Source organism: Alkalibacterium psychrotolerans (genome assembly GCF_054784355.1).
This window is the reverse complement of record NZ_BAAGPH010000030.1, coordinates 1-12512: the sequence shown is the minus strand read 5'-3', so window position 1 is coordinate 12512 and position 12512 is coordinate 1. Positions and strand designations below refer to the sequence as shown.

Genomic DNA, 12512 nt, shown 5'->3' with positions numbered 1-12512 from the left:
TAAAACAGAGAGGAATGGGTATTCTATGGCAAAGCAACCAGTTGATTACGAAGCATTATTAAGCTCTATCGAAGCTTCGTTCCCGATGGTTCAAATTTTAGATAAAGACGGGAATGTCGTTAATAACGATATCATGCCCGAGTTATCTGACGATGAATTAGTAGAATTAATGAGAAGAATGGTATGGTCACGTGTCCTTCACGACCGTTCTATGGCGTTAGCACGTCAAGGAAGACTAGGTTTCTATGCACCAACTATGGGGCAGGAAGCTTCTCAATTAGCCAGTCATTTTGCATTTAAAAAGCAGGATTGGTTATACCCGGGATATAGAGATGTCCCTCAACTTATTCAACATGGCTTACCAGTATCACAGGCTTTCCTATGGTCTCGTGGACATGTGGAAGGTAACAACTATCCAGATGATTTAAACGCAATTCCACCTCAAATCATCATTGGAGCGCAGTTTATCCAGGGAATGGGTAACGCAGTAGGCCAGAAAATGGCTGGAAAAGAAGATGAAGTAACATTCACTTACACTGGTGACGGTGGATCTTCACAGGGTGATGTTTATGAAGGTATGAACTTTGCTGGACGTTACAAAGCGCCGATTGTCTTCTTCATTCAAAACAACGGCTATGCGATTTCTACTCCTCGTGAGAAGCAATCTGCAGCTACAACATTGGCACAAAAGGCTGCCGCAGCTGGGATTCCAGGAATCCAGGTTGACGGAATGGATCCATTGGCAGTATATGCAGTAACTAAGCAGGCTCGTGAGTGGGCAGCTGCTGGAAACGGTCCTGTATTGATTGAAACAATTACTTCCCGTTTCGGACCTCACTCAACATCAGGTGATGATCCTACACGTTACCGTGAACAGGAATCATTTGATTACTGGGAGCAAAGAGATCCTCTAATTCGTTTCCGTAAGTTCCTTGAAGAAAAAGGACTATGGACAACTGAACAGGAAGAAGAACTGATTGAACAAACTAAAGAAGAAATCAAACAAGCTGCTAAAGAAGCAGACCAGGCACCTAAAATGAAAATTTCAGACTTCCTGAAAAACATGTACCAGGAGCCAGGTCAGAACATTGTTGAGCAGATTGAGAAATACGAAGCAAAGGAGAGTAAATAATCATGGCGAATCTTACAATGATTCAAGCAATCACGGAAGCACTTGATTTAGAAATGGCCCGTGACGAAAAAGTCTTGATTTTCGGTGAAGACGTAGGTAAAAACGGCGGAGTTTTCCGTGCTACTCAAGGGCTTTTCGACAAATATGGTGAAGATCGCGTCAGTGATACTCCACTTGCTGAGTCTGGTATCGGTGGTATGGCATTCGGTTTAGCTGTTCAAGGTTTCCGTCCAGTTATGGAAATCCAGTTCTTCGGATTTGTATTCGAAGTAATGGACTCAATCGTTGGCCAAATGGCTCGTACTAGCTACCGTATGGGCGGAAAAATGCACTTGCCTGCAGTTATTCGTTCACCATTTGGTGGTGGCGTTCATACTCCTGAAATGCACGCAGACAGCTTGGAAGGATTAATGGCTCAGTCTCCTGGACTGAAAGTAGTTATTCCTTCAAACCCTTATGATGCTAAAGGTCTTATGACTTCAGCTATTCGTGACGAAGATCCGGTTGTATTCCTAGAGCACATGAAACTTTACCGTTCTTTCCGTGATGAAGTTCCAGAAGAACAGTACACTGTTCCTCTAGGTAAAGCTGCAGTTGCTAAAGAAGGTTCTGACGTGACTGTTGTAGCTTATGGTTACATGGTTCGTGAAGCACTGAAAGCAGCTGAAGAACTTGAAAAAGATAACGTATCTGTAGAAGTTGTTGACCTGCGTACTGTTTCTCCTATTGACTATGAGACAGTTATCAAGTCTGTTGAGAAAACTGGCCGTATGGTTATGGTTCAAGAAGCTCAGCGTATGGCTGGTGTAGGTAACACTGTCATTTCTGAAGTATCTCAGCGCGCTATTCTATCTCTTGAAGCACCAATCGGTTTTGTGGCTTCACCAGATACAGTTTATCCATTTGGACAGGCTGAAAATGAATGGTTGCCAAATGCTAAGGATATAACTGGCGTAATCAAAGAAACAGTTGAATTTTAAAAAAAATATAGCATAAACTCAAAAGGAACACTCTTTTTAACTCGATATAAGAGAATAGAAAGATTGTTCCTTATTGAGTAAAGTTAATTTCTAAAATGAAATCATTATAGAAGGGAAGAAAAATAATGGCTTTTACATTTAAACTCCCTGATGTTGGGGAAGGTATGGCTGAAGGCGAAATCGTAAGCTGGTTAGTTTCTGAGGGAGACACAGTTGAAGAAGGCGATTCGATAGCAGAAATCCAAAACGATAAATCAGTTGAGGAACTTGCTTCTCCGGTTGATGGAACAATCAAAAAATTCTTAGTTGAACCAGGTACTGTAGCTTCTGTAGGAGATCCAATTGTGGAAATCGACGCAGAAGGCGATGCAGGTTCTGAGGAAGAGGAAGCTGACACTGAAAAAGAAGCATCTGAATCCGAAATGTCATCAGAAGAAGCAGCTACTGCTGGAACTGATGAAACAGACCCGGCTGGTTCTGAAGGAAAAGCTTCAGGTGAAGTCGTTCAAACGTCTGATCCGAATAAGCGCGTACTGGCTATGCCGTCGGTTAGACAATATGCTCGTGAAAAAGATGTAGATATCAGCTTAGTTGAGGCAACTGGTAAAGGTGGCCGCACAACTCGTGACGATATCGATAACTTCCTGCAAGGTGGAGGCGAAAGTGCTGCTTCAACATCTGAAGAGAAGACAGAAGAGAAAGCAGCTTCTGAGTCTACAGGTACTTCTTCTGCAGTGTCTACTAACGTTAAACCATTCAAATCAGGTCGTTCTGATGAAGAAACAAGAGAAAAAATGTCTACCACACGTAAAGCTATCTCTAAAGCTATGGTCAACAGTTCATTAACTATTCCTTCAGTTTCACTGTTTGATGAAGTTGATGTAACTAAACTGATGGCTCACCGTACTAAATTCAAGACGGTTGCTGCAGAGCAGGATGTTAAACTGACATTCCTACCTTACGTTGTTAAGGCAATTATCTCAGTAATGAAGAAATTCCCAGCATTGAACTCATCTATCGATGACACGACTGATGAAGTTGTCTACAAGAACTACTTCAATATCGGTATTGCTGCAGATACTGAACAGGGACTATATGTACCGGTTGTTTCAGATGCAGACAAAAAATCAATGTTTGATATTGCTTCAGAAATTTCTGAACTGGGAGCAAAAGCTCACGAAGGTAAATTGAAATCTAACGATATGGCAGATGGATCTATTTCTATCTCAAACATCGGTTCTGTCGGCGGCGGTTGGTTCACACCAATCATTAACCACCCGGAAGTTGCTATTTTAGGCGTTGGACGTATTGCGAAAAAAGCAATCGTAAATGATGAAGGCGAAGTTGTAGCGGCTCCAATGCTTGCATTGTCACTAGTATTCGACCACCGTGTAATCGATGGAGCAACAGGTCAGAAAGCTATGAACGAACTTAAACGTCTATTAGCAGATCCTGAATTATTATTAATGGAAGGATAAGGTGAATCTTAAATGGTAGTAGGAGATTTCGCAATTGAATTAGATACAGTAGTAATTGGTGCTGGCCCTGGTGGATACGTTGCAGCAATTCGTGCAGCCCAAATGGGTCAGAAAGTTGCTATTGTTGAGAAAGAACACATTGGGGGCGTATGCTTGAACGTTGGATGTATTCCATCTAAAGCGCTAATCGCTGCCGGTCACAAGTATCAGGACTCATTGGATTCTTCAGCTTTTGGAGTTTCTACAGAAAACGTGACAATTGACTTTGCTAAAACTCAGGAATGGAAAAACAACCAGGTTGTTTCTAAACTGACTAAAGGTGTAGAAGGCCTTCTTAAAAAGAATAAAGTTGAAATCCTTGATGGAGAAGCATTTTTCGTAGATGAAAATACGCTTCGTGTTATGGGTGAAGACAATGCTCAAACGTATTCTTTCAACAATGCTATTGTTGCTACAGGAAGCCGCCCGGTTGAAATCCCAGGATTCAAGTTCAGCAATCGCGTGCTTGATTCAACGGGTGCATTGAACCTGACTGAAATTCCTAAGAAAATGGCTATTGTAGGTGGCGGATACATCGGTTCTGAATTAGCTGGTGTATATGCTAACTTAGGTACTGAAATCACTATTCTTGAAGGTTTGCCTTCAATTCTTAACGGTTTCGATAAAGATATGGTTAAGCTTGTTGAGAAAAGCTTCAAATCACGTGGCGTAAACATTGTAACTGATGCAATGGCTAAAGAAGCTGTTGTTAATGATAATGGTGTAACGGTTAAATATGAAGCTAAAGGAGAAGAACAGTCTCTTGATGTAGATTATGTATTGGTAACAGTTGGGCGCCGTCCAAATACTGATGAACTAGGCCTTGAACAGGCTGGAGTTGAAATGGGCGAACGTGGCTTGATTAAAGTAGATAACCAGGGGCGCACAAACGTTTCAAGCATCTGGGGTATCGGAGATGTTGTACCTGGACCTGCCTTAGCTCACAAAGCTAGCTATGAAGCTAAAATCGCAGCTGAAGCTATCTCAGGCAAGAAGGTAGCCGTGGATTACCGCGCACTTCCTGCCGTAGCCTTTACAGATCCTGAAATTGCTTCTGTCGGGTTAACTGAAAAAGAAGCAAAAGATCAAGGAATGGATGTTAAAGTCACTAAGTTCCCACTAGGTGGAAACGGCCGTGCACTATCCTTGAATGCTACTGAAGGTTTTGTACGCTTAGTTACAACTAAAGAAGATAATGTAATTGTCGGTGGACAAGTAGCCGGAATCAGTGCATCTGATGTGATTGCAGAAATCGGACTAGCTGTTGAAAGTGGCATGAATGCAGAAGATATTGCATTGACTATTCATGGTCACCCTTCATTAAGTGAAGTTGTAATGGACGCTGCAGAAGCTGCGTTAGGTTTACCAATCCACATGTAAGTCAATTTATTGAAAGACCTTTAGTCTGAAAGCTAAAGGTCTTTCTTCATACATAAAATAGATTTTTGCTTTAATTCTTTACTTTATATAAAATAAAGAATAAGTAATGGAAAGAAATGAGGAGTAACAATGAATATAATAGAACAAGATCAACTAATTAAAGAATGGCTTTATGACATTAAAGAATACCTTTCAGCCAATAAAAACAAAGCACTGGATGTCGAACAAAAAACAGCTGATAATGATTTAGTAACTGAGATGGATAAGACCATCGAAGAGCGTCTAGTGGCGAATATTAGAAAGTATTTTCCTGAAGATAAGATTGTTGGTGAAGAGGGATTCGGAGACGATATTTCATCACTGGAAGGAAGAGTATGGATTATCGACCCGATAGACGGCACTCTTAATTTCGTCAAACAGCAGGAAAACTTTGCGGTCATGCTTGCAGTCTATGAAGACGGCATTGGACAACTCGCATATGTGTTTGACGTAACACATAATAATTTGTATGCAGCAATCAAAGGCGGAGGTGTTAGTTGTAATGGGAAACAGATTCAATCGCCTCAAGACTTGGACTTGTCAGAAGGTTTAATTGCTTCCAGTTCGGCCCTCATGATAAGAAATCATACGAGCGGTTTAAAGGCTATTGCCGATACTAGTATGGGTGTCAGAATGCTGGGTTCTGCTGGTCTGGAAACACTTGAAGTGGTAAAAGGAAACGTGGTAGCTTACTTGGCTTCTAATTTGAAGCCGTGGGATATTGCGCCTGGAATAATCTTCATGAACGAACTGGGAATGACAGCAACTGATTTTAATGGCAATTCACTTGATCTGCTGTCAAACAACAACCTGTTATTATCAACTAATAAAGCTCACGCGAAAATAGTGGAACTACTCAAAGAAATATAAAAAAACATTGTACTAGCATGTCCATTACTGATATAATGTTTACTGCAACAAGACAGGATATCTGGGGAACATTTATCTTTGAGTTTTACTTAAGGATAAGTGTTTTTTTTATGACAGTATATGAAAGTAGCATGAAAACTTAATCATTGCATTGATGATTGTATATAAACAATCAGAGGAAAGAATAACGGAGGAATTAAATGAATAGAAGAGATGATATTAGAAATATAGCAATAATAGCCCACGTTGACCACGGGAAAACGACATTGGTGGATGAATTGTTGAAACAGTCAGATACATTGTCTGCTCACGGAGAACTGGGAGAACGTGCCATGGACTCCAATGATATTGAAAAAGAACGTGGCATTACCATTCTTGCTAAAAACACAGCAGTTAACTATAAAGAACACCGTATTAACATTCTGGATACACCTGGTCACGCAGACTTTGGTGGTGAAGTAGAACGTATTATGAAAATGGTAGACGGGGTTGTCCTGGTTGTCGATGCGTATGAAGGAACTATGCCTCAAACACGTTTTGTCCTAAAAAAAGCACTTGAAATGAAGCTTCGTCCGCTAGTTGTTGTCAACAAAATTGACAAACCAACAGCTAGACCGGAAGAGGTAGTAGATGAAGTTCTGGACCTGTTGATTGAACTGGATGCAGACGAAGAGCAACTGGAATTCCCAGTTATTTATGCTTCTGCCATTAATGGTACCAGCAGTTACTCTGTTGACCTTGAAAGTCAGCAGCAGACGATGGAACCGATATTTGAAAGTATCCTGAAAGAAATTCCTGCTCCGATAGACAATAGTGACGAACCGTTACAGTTTCAAGTTTCACTTCTTGACTATAACGACTATGTTGGTCGTATTGGAATCGGACGTGTTTTCCGCGGAGAAATTAAAGTCGGAGACAGTGTTACTTTAAGTAAGCTTGACGGCACAACTAAAAACTTCCGAGTTACTAAACTGTTTGGTTTCTTTGGATTGGACCGTGTAGAAATTGATTCAGCTAAAGCAGGTGAATTAATTGCGGTTTCCGGTTTCGAAGACATCTTCGTCGGTGAAACGGTGACGCCAGTGGACCATATTGATCCATTGCCAATCCTGCACATTGATGAACCAACGCTGCAGATGACTTTCCTGGTTAATAACTCTCCTTTTGCCGGTAGAGAAGGAAAATGGGTCACATCACGAAAAATTCAGGAAAGACTGATGCTTCAGCTCCAGACGGATGTTTCACTAAAAGTTGAGAACACTGAATCTCCGGACGAATGGATTGTTTCAGGTCGTGGAGAATTACACTTGTCTATTCTTATTGAAAACATGAGAAGAGAAGGATACGAAATGCAAGTATCTAGACCAGTCGTAATTATTAAAGAAATTGATGGACAGAAATTTGAGCCGTTTGAAAGAGTTCAAATAGATACTCCTGAAGAATACATGGGAGCTGTTATTGAGAACCTGGGTACGCGTAAAGCTGAAATGCAGGATATGATCCACACGGGTAACGGCCAAGTTAGACTGATTTTCCTGGCACCAGCCAGAGGACTAATCGGTTTCACCAATGAATTCCTTTCAATGACGCGTGGTTACGGAATCTTAAACCACACATTTGACCAATATTTACCGATGATTGGTGGTCAGATGGGTGAAAGACGTAATGGTGCACTTGTTTCTATGGAGAACGGTGTCGCAACAACTTATGGTATTATGAACCTTGAAGACCGTGGTGTCATTTTCCTTGATCCTGGAACTGAAATTTACGAAGGAATGATTGTTGGTCAGCATAACAGAGACAATGACTTGGCAGTTAACCTGACTAAAGAAAAACAGAAGACCAATATTCGTTCTGCGAATAAAGATCAGACCAACGTTATTAAGCGTCCAAGAATCATGACTCTTGAAGAGTCTCTTGAATTTCTGGCAGACGACGAATACTGTGAAGTAACACCAGAGTCTATTCGTCTGAGAAAGAAAATATTGAATAAAAACTTGCGTGAAAAAGCAGCAAAAAAATCAAGTAATTAATTCTTTTCTATTGCGTTACATTCACAATCTTTATATGATATACTTATAAAAGTATAGTGAATCGAAATTAAAGGAGACTGGATTGCCTATGGATCAGTTACAAGTTGCTTTGGCAAAAGATATACTCGAAGATGATGCCAAACATATCTCTTCACTCATTGAAAATCAGCAGCACCTTTGTGTGTCCTGCCCGGCATTCGAAGAAGTAATCGACACTCAGATGTTCGGCTTTTCTAAAAAAGTGGAATTTGCTACTGCTATGGGCATGATTGATGAAGAAGAAGGACAAATCATGTTAAGCAAGCTGGAAAAACACTTAAATGATGTCTATTCTGAAGCATTTAACACGTCTAAAAAATAATTAATTGATTTGAAAACTCCCTCACACTGAGGGGGTTTTTTGTTATAATGAAAAAAACAAATGAAGGTGGATAAAATGACAGAGCAGTTAAGCGGTAGAGCGGGTTTAGTAATCTGGCTGTATACAACAAAATATGTTAACAAATTGAAACGGTATGGACTGATGCATTATGTATCAAAAAATATGAATTATGTCATTCTCTATGTAAATAGAGAAGAAAGAGATGAGCTGGTAAAAACAATCGCGAAGCTTCATTTCGTGAGGAAAGTTGAAGAGGGACATCAGTGTGATATTCCTAAGACATTTGATGGGGTACTGGATGAAGTTGATCAGCTGAATCCGAAAAAAGAAGAAAAGGATTTCTTTGAAACTATTATTTAAGAGAAGGACTGGCATGTATGAGAGTGATATCTGGCGAATATGGCGGCAGACCTTTAAAATCTGTCAAAGGTAACAGTACACGACCTACTACGGACAAAATTAAAGAAGCACTGTTTCAGATGATAGGTCCTTATTTTGATGGGGGAAGGGCTCTTGATTTGTATGCAGGCAGTGGCGCTTTAGGAATTGAAGCAGTATCCAGAGGAATGGCAGAGGCCTACCTGATAGACATAAACCCTCAGGCGATAGCTGTGATTCTTGAAAACATAAAAATGACTAAGGAAGACAGTAAATTTACGGTCATGAAAAGCAAAGACCAGCTGGCTATCAGTCAGTTGAGCAGCAAAGGACTTAAGTTTGACCTTGTTTTTCTTGATCCACCCTATGCAGAACAGAATCTCACGTCAGTAATTGAAGCATTGTTAGCCAATGACTTGTTAGATGACAGGGCAGTAGTTGTCTGTGAAACGGACAAATTCAGTGACGTGCTTAGTGATCATCCGGAACTGATTTTGTTCAAGGAAAAAATATATGGGCAGACTAAGTTATCCCTGTTCGAAAGGACGGTTCTGAATGAATAAAGGGATGTATGTAGGGAGTTTTGACCCGGTAACAAAAGGACATATTAATATCCTGAAGCGCGCTTCGCTGCTGTTTGATGAAGTCACAGTGGTGGTCAGCGCCAGCACATCTAAACAATACTGGTTTTCAGCAGAAGAGAGAGCTTCATTTATTGAGGCGACTCTAGCAGATGAAAAAATTACTAATATTAACATCTTAACTCACGACGGTCTGACGGTTAAGCTTGCTGAAAAATTGGGAATCAATGTGCTGATCAGAGGGATTCGTTCCGTCAAGGATATGGAATTCGAAGTCGATGTGGCTACATTGAATAAAGTCCAGAATCAGTCAATTGAGACAGTATTTTTCATAGCCGATGAAAAATACCGATCAATCAGTTCGTCTATGGTAAAGGAAATTGCTTTTTATCATGGGGAAATCGGTGAACTGGTACCAGAAGCGGTCGAGAAAGCGATGAAAGACTATGTCTCGAAAAGGTGGCCTGAATAATTGACTAAAAAGAGGTTTTACTCTATTTTATTGGCAGGGTTGCTGCTCTATGCCTTTTTCTTTCTGCCTCTTCCATACTATATAGAACGACCCGGTAATGCAGTATCGATTGGACCGATGGTAGAAGTGGAAGGGGTCAGCGAAGAAAGTAACGGAGAACTGATGCTGACCACGATTGAACTGTTTAAAGCCACACCTTTTACTGCTTTTTTTCAGTTTTTACCCTATCATAGTGGCGTTGGAGAAAACCAATTGCTGGGACAGTTTGAGAACTATTCTGAGTACCGTACACTTCAGCGCTATTACATGGAAAATTCCATTAATATGGCTAAAGCTGCGGCGTTCAGTGAAGCTGACTTGCCTCATGAGATTGATTATCGAGGTGTCTTTGTCATGAATGTATCAGAAGAGTCTAACTTTTCAGACTTACTTGAAACGGGTGACAGCATTCATGAAGTTAATGGACAGTCTTTCCTGAATACAGAAGAGTTTATCGATTTAATCAGCAGCAAGGCAGAAGGAGATTCGATTCGACTGACAGTTGAGAGAGACTCTGAAGAAATGTCTGTTGAAGAAGAGTTAATTACATTGGAAGAAACCGGTCAACCAGGTATAGGTATCAGCTTGGTCACGCGCTCTCAAGTAGATACAGATCCTTCTGTATCTATCCAGTCAGGCAATATTGGTGGCCCGTCTGCCGGCTTGCTTTTTGCCCTTGAAGTTTACTCGCAAGTTACTAATCAGCCCGTCAACGACTTGAGGATAGCCGGAACAGGCACGATTAATGATCAGGGTGAAGTTGGTCGAGTAGGTGGAATAGACAAGAAAGTTGTGGCTGCTGACCGTGAAGGAGCAGACATATTTTTTGTGCCTGATGACATAATTGAAGATGATTTACTGTTAAGTTATCCAGCCATACAATCTAATTTTCAGACAGCTGTAGAGACTGCAGAAGCGATTGATACTGATATGGAAATAGTAGCGGTTAATCATTTCAGCGAGGCTGTCAGTTATCTTAATAGTTTAAACAGATAAAATACCACATTCGTGTGGTATTTTTTTTTGTAGAATAGGAAAGTATAAAGTTTTACCCGCTAGAAAGCCTATCACCTCAAACGTTAATCACTATCACTTGATTTGAAAAGAGAGGGGATTTAAAGGTACACTATACGTATGGTAGAGAAAAGCATTCGCATAGAAATGAATAAACTCAAAGCTATATTTCTGGACAATAATAATTGGGAGAATTTTCTAAAAAATAACAAAGGAAAGATACGCCAAGTTATTAGAAAAGAAGTTGATAAGTTTCTGCATTGTGGGGATTTGTCTAATGGATTCCGCGTGTATAAGTGTGAGGCTTGCCCAAATGTTAAGCATGTTCCGATTCGGTGTAAAGGGAAATTCTGTCCCACCTGCGCAGTTGGAGAAGCACAGAAATGGGCAGATATTCAATCAAACGACATGTACCGTAGTATTCACCGCCATGTGATTTTAACCATTGATGAAGGGCTTCGTCCCATTTTCACTAGTCATTATCGGAAAAAACTATTAAAAGGCTTAATGGACGAAGCCGGACGGCTTTTGAATGAATGGTTCGAATCGTTAGGTGTCACACCTGGTATTGTCTCCGCTCTTCATACCTTTGGATCTAAACTAGAATTTAACCCTCATATCCATATGCTTGTGACAATGGGTGGGGTGACAAAGGATGGGAAATGGAAGCAATATGACTATATTCCTTACGTCAAACTAAGAAAACAGTGGCAGACGGTCGTCTTAAAATTGATCCGAAAGGTGCTTTCGGAGCGAGCCAAAAAGCAAGTCCAGCCCTTGCTACAAGCGGCGTATAAAAACAATCCAGATGGTTTCTATATCCATGCGCCTAAGAGAAGTAAAACACATGTGAAAGGGTTACTCGGTTATATTGGACGCTACATGAAGCGAGGACCTATCGCTCTTCATCGCATCATTATGTATGACGGTGAAGTCGTTGCCTTTAGTTATCAAGATAAACGGGATGGCGAATGGAAAGTTGAGGAACTACCTGTGGCGGAATTCATTGGACGCCTTGTCCGACATATTCCAGATGAACAGTTTAAAATGGTACGCCACTATGGTTTGTATTCTCGTCGTATTAAGACACTCATGAAGATAGTGGTCAAACAATTTCAACTTGACACACAAAAAGTGTTAATCAATGCGAAGGAAATGATCAAACCGTTAGGTTGGCGGAAGCGGCGTATAGAATCATTTGGGGAAGATCCATTGGAATGTTCGGAATGTGGCAATGTAATGGAGTTTAGAGGGATAGCTGTGCGCAAAAATGGGCGTCTAACCCTTCAATTTGCGAATGATAGACAAGCTAAAAACTATATTAATCGGGAGATTGATTACATTGAGTCGAAAACATATGAATATAAGAAAAAAGAAGCAACGCGAAAAGCTATTGAAAAATATCGGTTCAGCTGGGATAAACTCGAAAAAGAAAGCAATAAAAAACGTTGAATTTATCTGTCGCACGTGTCAAGAGATAGAGGAGATTCCAAAGGATATAGTCAAACAATTTGATGTTCTAGATGGTGGAGACCCAATGGATCCACCTAAATTTAGTTGTGAAAGATGTGGAAATGAGATGGTTCCTGTTTACTATAAGAGTATTCACGGTATCGTCTACGATAATTCAGAACTGAAAAAGTAATGGCTACGCACTATCCCAAAAGGGCGAAGGCGTAGCCGAAGCTTTTTTTA

12 protein-coding genes are annotated in these 12512 nt (G+C 40.5%); all 12 read left to right on the top strand.

Annotation, left to right across the window (positions count from 1 at the left end):
- The first annotated feature begins 25 nt into the window (after positions 1 to 25).
- The 12 genes from pdhA (at position 26) to ACYVLS_RS05100 (ending at position 12269) form a co-directional block, all read left to right on the top strand.
- Positions 26 to 1132, top strand: a complete 1107-nt coding sequence (gene pdhA / locus ACYVLS_RS05155; RefSeq protein WP_460322008.1) for a pyruvate dehydrogenase (acetyl-transferring) E1 component subunit alpha — start codon at positions 26 to 28, stop codon at positions 1130 to 1132.
- 2 nt (positions 1133 to 1134) lie between these two features.
- Positions 1135 to 2112: an alpha-ketoacid dehydrogenase subunit beta gene (locus tag ACYVLS_RS05150; RefSeq protein ID WP_460322006.1), complete on the top strand. Its 978-nt coding sequence runs from the start codon at positions 1135 to 1137 to the stop codon at positions 2110 to 2112.
- Positions 2113 to 2237: 125 nt separating this feature from the next.
- The gene (locus ACYVLS_RS05145; RefSeq protein ID WP_460322004.1) at positions 2238 to 3590 is read left to right on the top strand and encodes a 2-oxo acid dehydrogenase subunit E2; all 1353 of its coding nucleotides are present in this window, start codon (positions 2238 to 2240) and stop codon (positions 3588 to 3590) included.
- Between the two features lie 12 nt (positions 3591 to 3602).
- Complete coding sequence (gene lpdA, locus ACYVLS_RS05140) at positions 3603 to 5009, top strand: dihydrolipoyl dehydrogenase (protein WP_460322002.1); 1407 nt, start codon at positions 3603 to 3605, stop codon at positions 5007 to 5009.
- 129 nt (positions 5010 to 5138) lie between these two features.
- The gene (locus ACYVLS_RS05135) at positions 5139 to 5918 is read left to right on the top strand and encodes an inositol monophosphatase family protein (RefSeq protein ID WP_460322000.1); all 780 of its coding nucleotides are present in this window, start codon (positions 5139 to 5141) and stop codon (positions 5916 to 5918) included.
- Positions 5919 to 6118: 200 nt separating this feature from the next.
- A complete protein-coding gene (gene typA / locus ACYVLS_RS05130; protein ID WP_460321998.1) occupies positions 6119 to 7951 on the top strand; it encodes a translational GTPase TypA in 1833 nt (610 codons plus the stop codon).
- Positions 7952 to 8039: 88 nt separating this feature from the next.
- Positions 8040 to 8312, top strand: coding sequence for a DUF1507 family protein (locus ACYVLS_RS05125; RefSeq protein WP_460321996.1), 273 nt, complete (start codon positions 8040 to 8042; stop codon positions 8310 to 8312).
- 75 nt (positions 8313 to 8387) lie between these two features.
- A complete protein-coding gene (locus ACYVLS_RS05120) occupies positions 8388 to 8693 on the top strand; it encodes a YlbG family protein (RefSeq protein WP_460321994.1) in 306 nt (101 codons plus the stop codon).
- 17 nt (positions 8694 to 8710) lie between these two features.
- Complete coding sequence (rsmD, locus tag ACYVLS_RS05115; protein WP_460321992.1) at positions 8711 to 9274, top strand: 16S rRNA (guanine(966)-N(2))-methyltransferase RsmD; 564 nt, start codon at positions 8711 to 8713, stop codon at positions 9272 to 9274.
- Positions 9267 to 9764 (top strand): pantetheine-phosphate adenylyltransferase, encoded by a 498-nt coding sequence (coaD, locus tag ACYVLS_RS05110; protein WP_460321990.1) that lies wholly within the window; start codon positions 9267 to 9269, stop codon positions 9762 to 9764. The genes rsmD and coaD overlap by 8 nt, the downstream gene beginning before the upstream one ends.
- On the top strand, positions 9765 to 10799 hold the full coding sequence (locus ACYVLS_RS05105; protein WP_460321987.1) for a SepM family pheromone-processing serine protease: 1035 nt from the start codon (positions 9765 to 9767) through the stop codon (positions 10797 to 10799).
- Between the two features lie 159 nt (positions 10800 to 10958).
- Positions 10959 to 12269, top strand: a complete 1311-nt coding sequence (locus ACYVLS_RS05100) for an IS91 family transposase (RefSeq protein WP_460322135.1) — start codon at positions 10959 to 10961, stop codon at positions 12267 to 12269.
- The last annotated feature ends 243 nt before the right edge of the window (positions 12270 to 12512 follow it).